The organism is Microcoleus sp. B4-D4 (assembly GCF_036705185.1).
Taxonomy (GTDB): Bacteria; Cyanobacteriota; Cyanobacteriia; order Cyanobacteriales; family Microcoleaceae; genus Microcoleus.
This window is the reverse complement of record NZ_JAUBTX010000022.1, coordinates 55,938-71,655: the sequence shown is the minus strand read 5'-3', so window position 1 is coordinate 71,655 and position 15,718 is coordinate 55,938. Positions and strand designations below refer to the sequence as shown.

13 protein-coding genes and 1 pseudogene are annotated in these 15,718 nt (G+C 47.3%); 8 read left to right on the top strand and 6 right to left on the bottom strand.

Annotation, left to right across the window (positions count from 1 at the left end; translation table 11 throughout):
• Positions 1 to 746: 746 nt before the first annotated feature.
• The 8 genes from QUB13_RS17305 to QUB13_RS17270 all read left to right on the top strand — a co-directional run bounded on the left by QUB13_RS17305 (position 747) and on the right by QUB13_RS17270 (position 9,449).
• Positions 747 to 2,294 carry a serine/threonine protein kinase gene (locus tag QUB13_RS17305; RefSeq protein ID WP_333382820.1) on the top strand — a complete coding sequence of 516 codons (1,548 nt, stop codon included), beginning with the start codon at positions 747 to 749 and terminating at the stop codon, positions 2,292 to 2,294.
• Positions 2,295 to 2,759: 465 nt separating this feature from the next.
• Positions 2,760 to 2,897, top strand: a complete 138-nt coding sequence (locus QUB13_RS17300; protein WP_333382817.1) for a hypothetical protein — start codon at positions 2,760 to 2,762, stop codon at positions 2,895 to 2,897.
• 41 nt (positions 2,898 to 2,938) lie between these two features.
• Positions 2,939 to 3,274 carry a DUF6825 family protein gene (locus QUB13_RS17295; RefSeq protein ID WP_333093314.1) on the top strand — a complete coding sequence of 112 codons (336 nt, stop codon included), beginning with the start codon at positions 2,939 to 2,941 and terminating at the stop codon, positions 3,272 to 3,274.
• 111 nt (positions 3,275 to 3,385) lie between these two features.
• Positions 3,386 to 5,152: an ABC1 kinase family protein gene (locus tag QUB13_RS17290; protein WP_333382815.1), complete on the top strand. Its 1,767-nt coding sequence runs from the start codon at positions 3,386 to 3,388 to the stop codon at positions 5,150 to 5,152.
• A 493-nt stretch (positions 5,153 to 5,645) separates the two neighbouring features.
• The gene (locus tag QUB13_RS17285) at positions 5,646 to 6,689 is read left to right on the top strand and encodes an RRXRR domain-containing protein (protein WP_333382813.1); all 1,044 of its coding nucleotides are present in this window, start codon (positions 5,646 to 5,648) and stop codon (positions 6,687 to 6,689) included.
• Between the two features lie 40 nt (positions 6,690 to 6,729).
• The gene (locus tag QUB13_RS17280; RefSeq protein WP_333194649.1) at positions 6,730 to 7,461 is read left to right on the top strand and encodes a PP2C family protein-serine/threonine phosphatase; all 732 of its coding nucleotides are present in this window, start codon (positions 6,730 to 6,732) and stop codon (positions 7,459 to 7,461) included.
• A 255-nt stretch (positions 7,462 to 7,716) separates the two neighbouring features.
• Complete coding sequence (locus tag QUB13_RS17275) at positions 7,717 to 8,919, top strand: anhydro-N-acetylmuramic acid kinase (RefSeq protein WP_333382811.1); 1,203 nt, start codon at positions 7,717 to 7,719, stop codon at positions 8,917 to 8,919.
• Positions 8,920 to 9,017: 98 nt separating this feature from the next.
• Positions 9,018 to 9,449, top strand: a complete 432-nt coding sequence (locus tag QUB13_RS17270; RefSeq protein WP_228042303.1) for a hypothetical protein — start codon at positions 9,018 to 9,020, stop codon at positions 9,447 to 9,449.
• Between the two features lie 642 nt (positions 9,450 to 10,091).
• Here QUB13_RS17270 and QUB13_RS17265 read toward each other — a convergent pair.
• From QUB13_RS17265 to QUB13_RS17240, 6 genes and pseudogenes are all read right to left on the bottom strand, one after another.
• Positions 10,092 to 10,289, bottom strand: a complete 198-nt coding sequence (locus QUB13_RS17265; RefSeq protein WP_006635253.1) for an NblA/ycf18 family protein — start codon at positions 10,287 to 10,289, stop codon at positions 10,092 to 10,094.
• Between the two features lie 821 nt (positions 10,290 to 11,110).
• A pseudogene (locus tag QUB13_RS17260) lies at positions 11,111 to 11,962 on the bottom strand (IS5 family transposase).
• Between the two features lie 250 nt (positions 11,963 to 12,212).
• A complete protein-coding gene (locus QUB13_RS17255; protein ID WP_333382809.1) occupies positions 12,213 to 12,938 on the bottom strand; it encodes an ExbD/TolR family protein in 726 nt (241 codons plus the stop codon).
• A gap of 15 nt (positions 12,939 to 12,953) precedes the next feature.
• Positions 12,954 to 13,739, bottom strand: coding sequence for a MotA/TolQ/ExbB proton channel family protein (locus QUB13_RS17250; protein WP_333382807.1), 786 nt, complete (start codon positions 13,737 to 13,739; stop codon positions 12,954 to 12,956).
• 377 nt (positions 13,740 to 14,116) lie between these two features.
• Complete coding sequence (gene rsgA, locus QUB13_RS17245; RefSeq protein ID WP_333382805.1) at positions 14,117 to 15,367, bottom strand: ribosome small subunit-dependent GTPase A; 1,251 nt, start codon at positions 15,365 to 15,367, stop codon at positions 14,117 to 14,119.
• Positions 15,364 to 15,654, bottom strand: coding sequence for a sulfurtransferase TusA family protein (locus QUB13_RS17240; protein WP_194009429.1), 291 nt, complete (start codon positions 15,652 to 15,654; stop codon positions 15,364 to 15,366). Before QUB13_RS17240 ends, rsgA begins: the two co-directional genes overlap by 4 nt.
• Positions 15,655 to 15,718 lie beyond the last annotated feature (64 nt).

Here is a 15,718-nt window from a genome sequence, read left to right as displayed (position 1 = left end):
TGCCTATCAGATGCCACACGCCTCTACTGCGTGGGTTCACCACAGACACCATCAACCTACACCGCTCTTAAGGTGGACTAACTGCTAACTTAACGAGTTTCTGACAAACCATCGCTTTCACAATCCCTGCTTTATTCCATTAACCAAGATGAATTTAGGTGTTTCCCCGATTAGGCTGGAATCATGGGTCACATCATATCATCTCTGATGTCTTTGTTTCCAACTTTAGTGAGTTGATCCTTTTTTATTTTTTTAAGCTCAAGATCGCGATTCGGCAATCTTTATTACCATAATATTGATCACAATTAAAATAACAACCTAAATCTTTACAGAAATTTCCTAATTATAAAGATTTGTTAAAACAAAAGGGGGTGAGACCCCTCATCAACTATATTAATAAATAATAGATGCACCCTGATGGCTTTCCCGTTCCACAAGAGCGGGATTTTTATTGGCAAGCTGGGGCCTTAAGTTTCGCAATACCTACTACAGATATAGCCTTTCTGTGCTCTCATATAAGGTACTCTCGTGGGGATAGGCCAAACCGGGCATAGGCCAAACCGGGCATAGGGCATACCTCACTTTTTTGATAACCGCTATAGAATGACGTGGGGATGCAAAGATTTAAAGAGGTTGCTCAAGCTCAAGCTACAACAACGGCGCAGATCGATCGCCCCCCTGCGACCTAAACTCTGCGAAATCCCCCAAAAGCGGTAGCATAGTTTGGGAAACGGCATCAACAAAAGATGAACTTAGCGCCAGCAACAGTCCTGCAACAAGGCAAATACAGAGTCAACGCGACTTTAGGCATAGGAGGGTTCGGCATCACTTACCGAGCTATCCATACCCATTTAAACCAAACCGTTGTACTCAAAACCCTCAACGAAAGTCTGCGCCAACACCCAGCATCAGCCCAATTTCAACAGCAGTTTATTGCCGAAGCCCGACGCCTGTCCAGATGTCAGCATTCCAACATCGTCAGAGCAATCGACTTTTTTGAAGAAGCCGGACAGTCTTTTATCGCGATGGACTACATTCCCGGCCAAACTCTCGCCCACATCGTCGAAGCCGGTCAACCGCTGCCAGAAGACCAGGCGCTGCATTATATTCGTCAAATAGCCTCAGCCGTAAGTACAGTTCACCACAGCGGATTGCTACACCGAGACATCAAGCCCGAAAATTTGATCCGGCGAGCCGATTCTGATGTCGTAATGTTAATAGATTTCGGTATTGCCCGCGACTTTATCGCCGGCACTAAATACGCTCAGATTAACTTGCTGTCCCCTGGGTACGCGCCGATCGAACAATACCTCTATGACGGTAAATGTACACCGGCCACAGACATCTACGCGATCGCCGCCACCTTTTACTACTTGCTCTCCGGCGTGCCCCCCGTAGCAGCCCCCCTGCGCGATCGAATTCCCCTAGCTTCTTTGCGACAATTTGTGCCCAACCTCAGCCCCGCCATCGAGCGAGCAATCCTTCAGGGACTCGAAACCGACCCCCAAAAGCGCCCCCAGACAATGGAAAATTGGCTTACCATGCTGCAAGACACAGAAAGAGTACAAGCAGAAAAAAAAGACAAGCAAAGCCTGCAATTGCCCGCACCTCCCCCGCCTTCGTTGACTTTGCTGGCGTTTGTCGTAACGGCTGTCATTGCAGGCTGGATGGGTTTTGACCTAGCATGGCGCTACAACAGCACCAGTCTCAGCAGCACCCGATCCACAACTCAATCCTTCCCATCTCTCGAAGATTTGCTCAAATCCCGCGATTTGTCAGGGCCGATGTTCGGGCAGCCCTCTGTCGAAAGCAGTCCTCTCTACCCGATCGAACTTAACAAGCGCCCCAAACCCACCTCAGACAGCAGCAACCTTCCCGAACCGATCGAGCCCGAAGCAGCTAGCACCCCACCTTCAGAGTTGCCAAGCCCCGAAACTCCCGCCCCAGAGCCAGAACCGGAGCCTTCAATATCCCCCACGCCCGAACCCGAAGCGCCGCCTTCCGAACCCCCAATTCCCGAGGCTCAAACCCAAATCGAGCCAGCACCGCAACCAGCGGCCGCACCGATACCGGAAGTTGCGCCCCTACCGCCGGAACCTCCCAGCTACTCACCTCCCGCACCCGCCCCGCCTGCGGTGCCGAGTCCTGAAATTGTGTCGCCGCCATCAGTAGCGTCGCCAACACCGCCAATACCCAGCCAAAATGATACGAATTCCGATAGTTCGATCGCTCCTTACTCGCCTCCCCCTGTGACAGAAACCCCTTTGCCTTTACCAGAACCTACGACAAATTAGTCTGAGACTTGAGCTGCATAAGTCCTCGCTTTTAATACATAAACCGCAGATTCAAGGCAGATGGAATGCGGATAAACGCAGATAATTTTAGATTGTTTGTGAGTGCCACAGGTGTATTATTTTTGTTGGTTAAAGTTGCCGGCGACTAATTGCTTTGATGAATCAGTAAATATCGATGGATTGTTTCTTGAAAATAACGCCTTTGGAGGCAAAGCACCAAACCGCAAAACCTGCTTTCGGAATTTGCTAATCCCCACAACCTCGACTTGACTCGACTGCATATTTCCTATGCCACCTGCGATCGAAATGCCTCTAGAAAAAAAATGTATAAACCTTTGATATTTTTTAGGAATTATGTTAAGATATAGGCACGGGCGCACAAGTTATGTGATGTTTCCTGTTGCGGCTGCCACATCTACTCGGTTGAAAAAGTAGTTAGCAACAACGGTTCTGAAAATCAAATCGATGGTAGAGGTCGCATCCCGGATGACTGGAGTGTCAGTCGATCGCCCGCTCGAAAAAATTTGTTTGTTTCCAGGCAGAGATATTGTCCTGCATCAATTTCCACAATCTTCCTTTGTTTGGAAGCACCATCGAGGATAAGCAAGTTATAATTTGTTGCGGAAGCGTACAGAGATTTTTTTATGAGTAAACCCCCAGTTCATGCTTTTTTTGTAGGCAGAGCAGTTGCTGAAGCACTATACGAGCAATTAGAAAGCGTGGCAACGAACGCTTTTTCTCAACTAGGTAAATTTGACGCGGAACAAAGAGAACGTCTGCGCCAATTTACAGATCGAGTTGTGGAACGCGCTAATCGATCGGCCGAGGAAGCGATGCAAACCAGAACCGGTAATGCAACCACCAGCACTACCATTCAAGACATCCATCCTGCTGAGCTGCAAGTGACTATTGACGAGCTGCGCGCCGAAGTTGCTTTGGTGCGATCGCAATTGCAGCGCTACCGCAGCAGTTTGCCTTAAAAAAGGGCGATCGAACTACTATTTACAACCGCGCGAGCGCAAGACAACGCGCTCCTGCGCTCCAACCTGCCATCAAAGCAACAACATAAAATAAGCAATTTGGGAACCCAAGTGTCTGCTCTCCTTAATGACTCTGTTGATCGCCAGCGCCCCCCCAAGCGCACTGGCGAGGGCGATGAGCCAAAAACTGCTGCTAAATCCTACAAAAGTAAAGCTTATCGCTGGAATCGCGAAAAATACTCCCGGCAGCGACGCTTCTTCGACATTTGGGCCTTTGTCCTGCTCTGGCTGGCTTCGCTGTGGTTCGACAGCAAAAACTGGAGCTACTGGGGAGGCGTCACAGAAGAAAAAAAAGTTGCCAGACGGCGCTTTCAAGCAATCTGGGTTCGAGAAACACTATTGGATTTGGGCCCCACTTTCATTAAAGTAGGCCAATTATTTTCCACCCGCGCCGACTTGTTCCCCGCAGAGTTTGTCGAAGAGCTCTCTAAACTGCAAGATAAAGTGCCTGCTTTTAGCTACGAAAAGTTAGAGGCAATTGTCGAGCAAGATTTGGGCAAAACAGTTCAAGAACTCTACCGCAGCTTTGACCCCGTGCCCCTGGCCGCGGCCAGTTTGGGTCAGGTACACAAAGCTCAACTTCACTCTGGCCAGGAAGTTGTAGTCAAGGTGCAGCGGCCAGGACTGCGGAAGCTATTTGAAATAGATTTGCAAATTCTTAAGGGAATTGCTCGTTACTTTCAAAATCATCCTAAGTGGGGCCAAGGCCGAGATTGGATAGGGATTTATGAGGAGTGCTGTCGCATTCTCTGGCTGGAAATTGACTATCTCCATGAAGGCCGCAATGCTGATACTTTTCGCCGTAATTTTAGCACCTGCGACTGGGTGCTGGTGCCGCGGGTTTATTGGCGGTACGCCGCCCCCCGAGTGCTGACTTTGGAATACCTGCCGGGGATTAAAATCAGCCACTACGAAGCTCTCGAAGCCGCAGGTATCGATCGCAAATTAATCGCTCAGTTGGGCGCGAAAGCTTATTTGCGGCAGTTGCTCAATGATGGCTTTTTCCACGCTGACCCACACCCCGGCAATATCGCTGTTAGTGCTGACGGAGTTCTGATTTTCTACGATTTTGGCATGATGGGGCAAATTCAGTCGAATGTCCGCGAAGGACTCATGGAGACTCTCTACGGCATTGCTTCCAAAGATGGACAGCGGATTATGGATTCTCTGATCAATTTGGGCGCTTTGGTTCCTACGGGTGATATGAGTCCGGTGCGCCGCAGCATTCAGTATATGCTGGATAACTTCATGGACAAGCCTTTTGAAAATCAGTCCGTGAGCGCGATTACTGACGACCTTTACGATATTGCCTACAACCAACCTTTTCGGTTCCCAGCTACCTTTACTTTTGTAATGCGAGCTTTTTCTACCATCGAAGGGGTAGGCAGGGGTTTAGATCCAGAGTTCAACTTTATGGAGGTGGCACAACCTTTTGCCATGCAGCTTATGACTAATGGAAATGGTTCTGATGCAAGTAGCAGCATTTTTAACGAAATCGGCCGTCAGGCGGCTCAGGTGAGTTCGACTGCCTTGGGCTTGCCCCGCCGGATTGAGGAGACTATCGATAAACTCGAACAGGGAGATTTACGGATTCGCGTCCGTTCTGCCGAAACAGAGCGATTGCTCCGCCGCATGACCAGCGTTCAAATGAGCACGAATTATACTTTGATGATGAGTGCTTTTACTTTGTCGGCGACAATTTTGTTTGTCAGCAATCAAGTTTTGCCTGCTGTGGCTGTGGCTGTTCTTGCTGCTGGTACGGGGTTGGCTCTGCTGCGTTTGTTCAAGCGGATCGATCGCGCTGATAGGATGTCATAGCGCGCAATTTGAAATCGGAAATTTCTGGTTGGAGATTTCTCGCCAGCCAAAACTTAGCCTCGGATGTTCGGATGTTATGTTTTGGCTGAAATGTTTCTCAAAGTTACCGGAAAATTTAAGACGCGATTAGCACCAGACGATCTACAATATGGGGTCAAGGAAGTGCATTTTTTTAAAAACGGGCGATCGCGGGCAACAGAAATTTTAAGTTTCGTTCGCGATTTAAGTTTTGTCATCAAAAATTGCACCAGTTAAATCAAGCTTTTAAGTTCGGTCATAAACCCCAGCCTGAAGGCATGGGGCTTGAAAGAGGAAGGCTCACCACCCTCCAAATTCAAGACCAAAACAGTGTCTAGCCTGCGTCTTTAAAAGACCAACTGAACTGCCTGAGAGTGGTATCTCACAAAACGTTAAGAATGCCTCCCTAGTTCTTAACCACTTTGGCAGTCAGTGGCGAAGGGAAATATATACCTAGAAATAGGACTTACCGTAAATGTTTGTACCCGTTGTAAACAGTGAAAATAGACCGTTAATGCCGACTACCCCAAGTCGCGCAAAGCGCTGGATTAAGTCGGGTAAGGCAACACCATTCTGGAATTCGGGTGTATTTTGTGTTCGATTGAATATAGAACCTTCAAGCCACAATTATCAACCCATTGCGGTAGGCATCGATCCGGGTAGCAAGCGCGAAGGATTTACCGTTAAATCCAAATCGCATACTTACTTAAACATTCAAACTCATGCTGTTGACTGGGTGAAAGACCGCGTTGAAGTAAGGCGCAATATGCGACGGGCAAGACGCTTTCGTAATACTCCATGCCGTCAAAATCGAGCTAATCGGCTAGTCAATAAAAACCGTATTCCTCCATCAACTAAAGCGCGGTGGCAGTGGAAGTTGAGAATAGTTAACTGGCTAACGTTGATGTTTCCGATATCAACATTTGTTGTGGAGGACATCAAAGCGCGAACGTGGAAAAACGGACGTAAGTGGAACGTATCGTTTAGTCCTTTGGAAGTGGGTAAACACTGGTTTTACGGCCTACTTATAAAGATTGCCCATCTTGAGATTAGATCGGGAAACGACACTTATGAACTGCGTCAAAAATTAGGACTCAAAAAATCTAAACAGAAGCTATCAAAAAAGTTTGAAGCACATTGTGTTGATTCTTGGGTGTTGGCTAATTGGTACGTGGGAGGACACATTCAACCCGACAACTCATCGCTAATTGAGATTGTCCCCCTTGAATTTCATCGCAGACAACTCCATCGCTTGCAATATTCTACCGGCCATGTCCGATCTAGATACGGTGGTACAATTAGTGTCGGGTTTAAGCGCGGTTCAATTGTTAAACACCCTAAATACGGTTTTTGTTACGTTGGAGGCTGGCAAGAGTCGCCAACAAAAAAAGACCAGTACCGGAAAACAATTAGCTTGCACGATTTAAAAACTGGCAAGCGTCTCACTCAAAACGCATCGCCCGCAGATTGTAAGTTTTTGTCCTACAACTCGTGGCGCTCCGTGCAAATTAAATTGTAAAGCCGTCCTAGAAGGACGGGGTTTCCAACCCATTTTTCTGATGAAACGCTCTTTCGCAGGTAAGACAGACACAGGGCTAGTTCGTTCCGTAAATCAGGATTCGTACTACATAGATCCTGACGGGCGATTTTTCATAGTGGCAGACGGAATGGGAGGACACGCCGGAGGCCAAGAAGCAAGCCGGATAGCGACTGGGGCCATTCAATCTTATTTGCTCGAACATTGGGAAGGGCCCGAGGATTCTGTGCATTTGTTGGAAAAGGCTTTTTTAATCGCCAATCAAGCAATTTTGACGGATCAGCTAGAACATCCCGAACGTGGTGATATGGGGACTACGGCTGTGGTTCTGATCTTTAGGGATGAGGGCAGGCCTTGGTGCGCTAATATCGGGGACTCTCGCTTGTACCGGCTGCACGGGCCTCGCTTGGAGCAGATTACTGAAGACCAGACTTGGGTGGCTCAGGCTGTCAAAAGAAAGGCCTTGACTCCTGATCAGGCTCGACACCATCCTTGGCGTCACGTTTTGTCCCAGTGTTTGGGCCGCGATGATTTGCAGGAGATAGATATTCTGCCGGTGGATGTAAAGCCAGGGGATCGTTTGCTGCTTTGCAGTGACGGCTTGACTGAAGAGCTTTCCGATCCTTTGATTGCTTCGCCTCTGAAGTCGATTCGCGCCGGCGAGGGTGCAGCAACTGCTTTGATTGAAGCAGCTAAGGATAAAGGGGGACGCGATAATATTACTGTGGTGATCGTGACGATCGACCTCAAATAATATCCTCGCACCCTCGCGCCCTCGCGCACCCCACTCTAAATCTCCCCATCTCTAAATCTCCCAACCTAAAAATCTAACACTCCTGCACGCACAGGGGACAGAAACTCAGTTTGATGGACGAAAATCCTTCACTATAATCCGCAATCACGGTAAAAAAAACCGTTTCTTTGTCTGGAGTGCGTCCAAGATTATCTAAAAATCTCCAAATCTAAAAATCTAAAATCTAAAAATCTAAAATCTAAAATCTAAAATCGAATGGTTCGCGTTATAGGTTTGATCAGCGGCACGTCAGTTGATGGTATAGATGCTGCTTTGGTGGATGTGGTCGGTTCCCAAACAGACTTAAAAGTAAAGTTGGTGGCAGGTCAAACTTTCCCTTATCCTGCTAATTTGCGATCGCAAATTCTCTCGGTTTGCAGTGGTTCGGCTTTGTCAATGGCTGAACTCGCCCAATTAGATGATGCCATTGCTCGACAATTTGCCAGCGCGGCCTTGACAATTCAAGCGGGACATGATCAGGCAGAATTGATCGGCTCTCATGGTCAAACCGTCTACCACCGACCGCCAGGGACAGGAGAGAACAATCTTGCAGATGGGTTCATGGGCTACAGCTTGCAACTCGGGCGGGGCGCGCTAATTGCCGAATTGACAGGCATTACTACTGTGAGCAATTTTCGATCGGCAGACATTGCAGCAGGGGGTCAAGGAGCACCCTTAGTCCCCATTGTTGATGCGTGCCTGCTGGCAGAACCCAACCGCAGTCTCTGCATCCAAAATTTGGGGGGAATTGGCAATGTTGCCTATCTCCCAGCCAGGGAAAAGATGGAAAACAACCACGAGTCGGAAGTTTCTGATCTGGGAGATGGTATCTTGGGTTGGGATACAGGGCCTGCAAATTCGCTGTTAGACTTGGCAGCGGTACACTTTTCTGGGGGCTCTTTGACGATCGACTCAGGTGGAGAGTGGGCGGCAACCGGCACTCCCTGTCAAGCTTTAGTCGAGGATTGGCTGCAGCAAGATTTTTTCACCCAAGCACCGCCCAAATCTACAGGGCGAGAGTTATTTGGTGTAGACTATTTTAACTGTTGTTTGCTAGAGGCATCCGCTTACAATCTCAGTCCTGCTGATGTGCTAGCTACTTTGACAGAACTTACTGTGGCTTCGATCGTTCGCAGTTACCAAACTTTTTTGCCGGCAATGCCCGATCGAGTTTTACTGTGCGGAGGCGGTAGCCACAATCTCTACTTAAAACGCCGATTGCAATCTCAATTGCATCCAGTCCAAGTGTTAACTACTTCTGAGGCAGGCTTGAGTGTAGATTTTAAAGAGGCGATCGCTTTCGCGGTTTTAGCCGCATGGCGGGTTCGGGGTATTCCCGGCAATCTGCCTCAAGTGACTGGCGCCCGGGCACCGGTACTTTTAGGGGAAATTAACTCTTGTTGGCACGGTTGGGCGTGATAGCATATAGTCTGAGCGACAACGGCTGTGCGTTGTTGCACCCGTATTGTAGCCAGCAGGAAAAGCATAGGAACAGCACTGTGGCTCACACGTTTTTAATGGAATCTGGCCAATGGACGCTCGAAGGAAGTTGGATTGAGCGCAATGGCGTGCCAATTACGGTTAAAGGCAAAACTTTAGTGAGCTGGAACCGAACAGATTGGTTCAATATGGTGACGAAGCTCATTTTTCCTGGAGGCGATCGTGAAGAGATTATTTTGAATTACCGAGGACACCTCAACAGCGATGAACGGCAGTACACTTTTGTACTCCAACACAGCGAACTCGGCCGCGTCGAGGGCGAAGGTTGGATTGCTCCCCAGTCGATCGTCCAGCGTTACTGGGTACTGGGAGACGAACGCCAGCGGCGGACGGGCTTTGATACCCTTCACCGCGTTGATGACAATCGCTACTATCAATCTAGCGGCCTCATGTCTGGTCATTATTTGACCAGTACGATGGAGGCGACTCTGGAACGTCAGCCGGAATAACTCTCGATCGAAAAATTGGGTCTAAAACCCCGTCCTTTGACGACGGCTTTTTGCTAGACTGTCTAAAAATTCGAGATACGGCATTGCCACGAGTCGCCTGTGGAGATCGAGCGAGAGTCAAACTGCGGTTCGCTAGCATCACCCAAGGTCGTTTCAAACATCACCGCACATGAAAAGGCGGTGAGTATATCAAAGAGTCAGCATTTACGAGTTCTAGTGTTTGATTTGAAAATTCAAAGTCTTGCTAGTCGGAAGTCGCGCTCAAATGTCCGACTAGCACCATTGTTCTCAAACCTCATCCGCTGCAACTACAGACAAATATATTTAATTGGTTAATTTTTTGAAGGGGTTAAAACATTAACGCTTGATTATTAATCATCAACTTTTCTAGTCCAAACGCAATCAATTATTTTTGCGCTATCGTGTAATGTCGATAGACAGATTGCTCGGATCGACTCCTCAAATTGATGGGAATCAAAAAGTAAACAGTGAAATTTTCCCGATCGACCTTGAGTCAGTGCAGATACTTTCTGCATAGGCCCGGTTTCTACATTCTGCTCAAAGAGTGACGCCCCATCACCCCCAACTCCTTTCCATCTGAGGGAACAGAGTAAGAGACGGAGGTCGCCTACTGCGACTGTGCTACTCAACACCAGGGTTAGGTTCTAAACCCCAATGGTGTTTGAGAAAATGACGGTACATAGTTTCCCGCAACATCATTTGCTCGTAAAGCTTGACCAAAAACTCCTGAGCTTGTTCGCGACTCATGTCACTTACCTGTGTTTTGAAGGAACACAGGCTAAATTGTTGTTCCAAAGACAATTCTGCTGGCTGGCTCATGGTGAAAGACTCCTCTGTAAGTAAAGGTGACTTGAAAGTAAAAACCTGGATCGACCCAATTTGTAACTTTTTCAGCGATCGACCGTTGGTTTCAGGATGCCCTCCGGGCTCATCTCATTTTAGTATATATTACAAAAGGTAACAATTGTTTGACAAAATTACCCTCTATCCCAAGAAATAACTTAGCAATAGAGAACGCGAAATGCCTGCAAAAGTTCCTTCTGCAGGCATATATAGCCTTTCAAGCGAAAGATGAGGTACTATCCGGCATAGGGCATAGGGCATAGGGCATAGGGCATAGGACATAGGGCATACCTCACTTTTGTGAGAACCGCTATATAACTCTATCTACTTACGAAGAGAAAAAAGGCTCAGTACGAACCAAAATAATTGAAGCGCTTTATACCAAATCGGGCGAAGCTTCTCTCCGGGAGAGTGTGGGAGAGGGGGAGAGTGGGAGATTGGGAGAGTGGGAGAGGGGGAGAGTGGGAGATTGGGAGAGTGGGAGAGGGGGAGAATTTCTATTGATAGCCTTTCTCAAACAGGCGAGGAGTTGAGATTTTAGATTTTAAATACTTCGGCTTGCTTCGGCTACGCTGGCTCACAAGTCGCTCACTACAAGTTTTAGAGTTGAGATTGGGAAATTGGGGGATTGAGGAATTCAGGGATCAATACCTCATCAAGAGTGAGAACTGCTATTATATCTGTTTTTTCTTCTTCGTTCTTTTTGCCCCCTCGCGAAGCCGTTATAGCCCTCTTCCTTCTTTCTTCCCTCTTCCTGATGACTAATAGACCTCTTGCAAAAAAAATCTATGTTATAATTAAAGGTTTTGAATTTTAGACCTGAAAGCTAACTCATAATTGTAAAGTGCGGACAACAAATTACAACGCAGACCATAACGGCGACGGCGATTCCGATAACGACTCGACAATATTTTTAAAATTTTGAGACTCCGATTAACGTGTTCAACCACAATTCGCTCCTGTGCTAGAACTCGATTGTAGTCTTTTTCTATTCGAGAAAGTTTCCCATTTTTAGGTTTCTTTCTAGGGATATAACTATTGGGGTGATAATCCTTTATCCCTTGATAGCCACTGTCTTGTAAGCTATTTGTTTCGGGATGAAAATGAATTTTACTTTTTTTAAACAAGTTAAAATCGTGGCAATGCCCTGGTCCAAAAGCAGTGCAAATAATTTCTCTGGTCTCTTGATTAATTACCAATTGAGTTTTTAGAGTATGATATTTCTTCTTGCCACAGGAATATCTCTTCTGTTTTTTTTTAGGTCGTTCAATAGCGGTTTCTGTGACATCCATCACCACGATTTCTGGATAATCAGAGTCTTTGAGTAATGCCTTTTTCCCCGGAATACGAAACTTTCCCGTTTTCATTAAAGTTGATTCAATGTTAGTTACAATTCGGCAAATCGTTGATTCGGATACTCCCCAATTTGTCCCCATATGAAAATAGGTTCGATATTCTCGCCAATATTAATCGGCCACTAAAACTTGTTCTTCAAGAGTTAAGGCGCTTCGGCGTCCTCGTTTATCTTGAGGATTTTCTAGCCGGAATTGTTCTAAAGTGTTAACCATTTCTTTAAAGGTTTGAATCTGGATACCAAATCTCCGTTTAAATTGCTCCGGTTTTAAATTTTGATAAAATCGATTGTTCATGATTGATTTATTGTGTAACTACAAAATACCTTTTTAGCATTTTATGCTGTTTTTAGCAAAATGTCCTAAAAATTAGCTATAACCTGCAATCTGCTCCACTTAAGCCAAACCCTTGATTATAGCATAAAATTATTTTGCAAGAGGTCTAATGACCAATGACTAATGACCAATGACTAATGACCAATGACTAATGACCAATGACTAATTACTAATGACCAATGACCAATGACTAATGACTAATGACTAATGACTAATTCGAGGGCCCGACATTCTGCGGTGGAGTGGCGACTCCAGGCCTGGAATTGGGAGCAGTGGGTGCCGGCGAAACAGGAGGAATGCCCAGATTCGCGCCAGAGTTGCTAGGCTGCCCAGGAGCTGGTAGAGGGGATTCAAACTGATTGGGATTGAACTGCTGTTGCCCAGGAGCTGGCAGAGGGGATTCAAACTGATTGGGATTGAACTGCTGCTGCCCCGGAGCCACAGGAGACGGCAGCGGTTGACCGATATTGCCCGAAGGTGCCGCAGGAATGCCAGAATTGGGAAACGACGGATTTGGCTGCGGGGAAGCAGCCGAACTAGGAAGAGTGGCCAGGGCAACTCGATCGCCCCCTACCTCGCGTAATTTGTCTAAAACCTCTACCACTTTGGAGTATCTAGCATTTTGAGGGGCGTACAAAACCGTCAATCCCGTAGGATTTGTGGTGTGGAAACTCTTTAAAACTCGATCGAGCTGTTGGTAATTAACAGGCAATTGGTCGATATAAGTTTGCCCGAAATCGTCAATGCTGACAATCAGCATTTCTCGCATCTGCGTTTGTCCCGTCTTCGCCTTCGGCAAATCGACATTAATCGCTTGCTGGCGAGTCAGTTGCAAAGCCGCCAGCAAAAAAAACGTCAGAATGCAAAAGATCACATCAATTAAAGGCACCAGTTCAATCCGAGCCTCTTCAGCAGGAGTATCTAAGTTAATTTTCATTAGTTCTCCATCATTCTAATTATTAGAAAGTGTATCTTCACCATGATCGGAACCTTTCAATTTTGGCTCCCGCTTCCGTTCTCCCGATTCTTGAGAATTGAGAGAACGCTTGTTCAAACCATCGGAACCAAAGGAAGAATTGTTGTGTTCTGTATCAGGCGATCGACCTTTAGCATTAGCCACCGGCCAGTATTGCCTGTAAAGCAATTCCAGTTCATTTCCGGCTCGGCGAAATATTTTTGCCTGGTTGAACAAAAAAGCTTGAAATATCCGATAAAACACCAAGGTAAAAATTGCTACTACCATCCCAGAAGCAGTAGTGATCAGCGCCTCGCCAATCCCCAAAGTGACGCCACTCGTGGCCGCCGTACCGATATCGCCGAGACGGATGGAACTGAGCGAGTTAATCAAGCCCAAAACTGTTCCCAGCAAGCCCAGCAATGGAGCTATAGCGATCGTAGCTTCTAAGATTTTGTCGCCGCGGCGCATCGAAGCCAACTCTTCATCGGCTGCAGCTTCGAGCGCGAGTCGAAATAAATCTGGTTCAGGATTGTACAGGCGCAGGGGTGCAGATAGAAATCGCCCGATCGGCTGTCGGTTAGCTTGTCTGGCCATCTCGTTAGCCGCCCCCCAATCGCTGCGGGCCGCTTCAAGAATGCGGTTAACTATTTGCTTTTCTTTGCTCAGGAGGCTCGCCCAGAACCACAAGCGTTCGATAATTGTACTCAAAGATAGAATCGATAACACCAACAGGGGCCACATGGCGGGGCCGCCTTTTTGAAAAAGTTCTTGAATAGTCACAATCTTGTTGCTCCTGCAGTACCCGCTAATTTTTGCTTCTGTTCTAATTTTTTTAACAAATTCTCGACCATTTAATTTTAGCTATTAATGTACTCAGGGACTTACCCTCTCGCGATTAAAGAAACCGAGTCTTGCTAGCGAGGTGTTGGGCCACAAAGAATTATCTTATCTCGTGTCCGGTCGATTGACCCATCTCGCAATTGGTTCGTAGTGGGGACTTTAATCCGCTCCAAGTTGCGGATTAAAGTCCCCACTACCGACGGTGTTAGTTATGGTAGTCGATCGCCCGCGCTCTTGCTCTATCAAATCGGGTTGCTGGGTAAGTCTTGGTAATATTTGGGGCTTTTTTAGCGGGCGATGAGGGAGCCGCTACCTCCTCAGAATTCCTCTAAATCTTCTTGACACATATCTTGCAGCGACTGGTGTTGGAGGCGGCGCGAAGAGCGGCGATATTTTTTAGTTAGCAGTTTCGGTTCGTACTGCTGCGTACCATCCGACTTGGTTTGCTGCTTCAAACTCGATTCGGCGCTGCTGGAGTTTTGCAAAGCTTGTTGGCGGACGATCGCCTCTTCCAGAAAACTCAAGTAATACTGGTAGCGTTCCCAAGATCCCCGCACCACACAGTTAGGCTCGTCTCGGTGCGAACAGTCGCTAAACTGGCAGCTACCCCCAGCCAGCCTCTGGCGCGCTTCTGGGAAATATTCAGCTAACTCCGACGGATCGCATTCTAGAGCCGGCTGATTAAAGCCCGGAGTATCCGCCAACAGTCCGCCACCAGGGAGTTCAAATAGTTCGACGTGGCGAGTCGTGTGGCGTCCGCGGCCAAGTTTGCCAGAAACAGCGTTCACTCGCAGGTTAAGCGCCGGAATTAGTTGGTTGATCAAGCTGGACTTGCCCACTCCAGAAGGGCCGCAAATTATCGTTATTTTGTCTGAGGTGCGGCCCTCAAGCAAATTCGGCAACGGATTTTGTACGGCACTCAACGCATCTAACGGAGCAACCGAATTTTCCTGTAGGGAGTTATCCTCAAAAGGCAACATACAACTATCTATATTGTCCGATAAAGGCTGAAAAACTATTTGTTTGACATAAATTGTATTTTGCAAATTAGCCACAGCTTCCTGGACTCCTAATCCGCTACGAACACTAATAAACATGGGTTCGTAGCCCCAGCTTGAAAGCCGATCGCGCCACTGTTCCAACTCTTGGGGCGAAATTAAATCGCATTTGTTCAAACACAAATTCACCTCTAAACCTGTAGATTCTGCCTTGACTAAAAACCGAGTTAATGATGCGGGGTCTAAATTCGGTTCGGCGAGGGCAAAAACTAGGAGAATGCGATCGGCATTAGCTACAGGCGGGCGGTTGAGTTCTGTTTGGCGCGGGAAGACTTCAGAAATTGCACCCCGGCGGTCAGTCCAGTCGGGTTCGTCTACCACCACGCGATCGCCCACCATCACCTGTTGATTAATTTTTTTCAGTCGAGTGCGGCGAGTACACAGCAGAATTGGAGCATCCGCCAGGGCTATATTTTCGTGAATCCCAGCGGCTGGATCTAACCTGACTCGGTAAAAGTTAGCCTGAACAGCCACTACAGTACCGACGATCGAGGAGGAATTTAGAATCATCCTGCTTCCTGGTTTTCTGGGCGCTGCACCTTCATCGCAAAAAAGCCCGCATCTGGCTCATCCGCGACAAACTGCGTTTCTAGAATTTGGTAGCCTTCCATTTTCAGACTGTCGGGCACTTGTTCGATCGGCTCCCCAGCATCCAGCCACACCTCCAAAACAGCACCCGGAGCCATTTGCTCCAAGCGCAGTTTAGTGCGGACAAAGTTCAAAGGACACGGAGTCCCCCGCAGATCGATTTTGGCATCTGGGGATTTGGGATTTTCAATTTTGGATGTTGAATTCATAATGCGTTTTAGATTCTCAAATTTCTCATCTCAATTCTTGAAAGCCTTATTTTATCGTCAACAA

Coding starts and splice junctions, on each gene's coding strand:
- rsgA (WP_333382805.1), bottom strand. CDS start 15,367: ATGATTCTAAATTCCTCCTCGATCGTCGGTACTGTAGTGGCTGTTCAG.
- QUB13_RS17270 (WP_228042303.1), top strand. CDS start 9,018: ATGGAATCTGGCCAATGGACGCTCGAAGGAAGTTGGATTGAGCGCAAT.
- QUB13_RS17275 (WP_333382811.1), top strand. CDS start 7,717: ATGGTTCGCGTTATAGGTTTGATCAGCGGCACGTCAGTTGATGGTATA.
- QUB13_RS17240 (WP_194009429.1), bottom strand. CDS start 15,654: ATGAATTCAACATCCAAAATTGAAAATCCCAAATCCCCAGATGCCAAA.
- QUB13_RS17300 (WP_333382817.1), top strand. CDS start 2,760: ATGGTAGAGGTCGCATCCCGGATGACTGGAGTGTCAGTCGATCGCCCG.
- QUB13_RS17280 (WP_333194649.1), top strand. CDS start 6,730: ATGAAACGCTCTTTCGCAGGTAAGACAGACACAGGGCTAGTTCGTTCC.
- QUB13_RS17285 (WP_333382813.1), top strand. CDS start 5,646: ATGTTTGTACCCGTTGTAAACAGTGAAAATAGACCGTTAATGCCGACT.
- QUB13_RS17295 (WP_333093314.1), top strand. CDS start 2,939: ATGAGTAAACCCCCAGTTCATGCTTTTTTTGTAGGCAGAGCAGTTGCT.
- QUB13_RS17255 (WP_333382809.1), bottom strand. CDS start 12,938: ATGAAAATTAACTTAGATACTCCTGCTGAAGAGGCTCGGATTGAACTG.
- QUB13_RS17265 (WP_006635253.1), bottom strand. CDS start 10,289: ATGAGCCAGCCAGCAGAATTGTCTTTGGAACAACAATTTAGCCTGTGT.
- QUB13_RS17305 (WP_333382820.1), top strand. CDS start 747: ATGAACTTAGCGCCAGCAACAGTCCTGCAACAAGGCAAATACAGAGTC.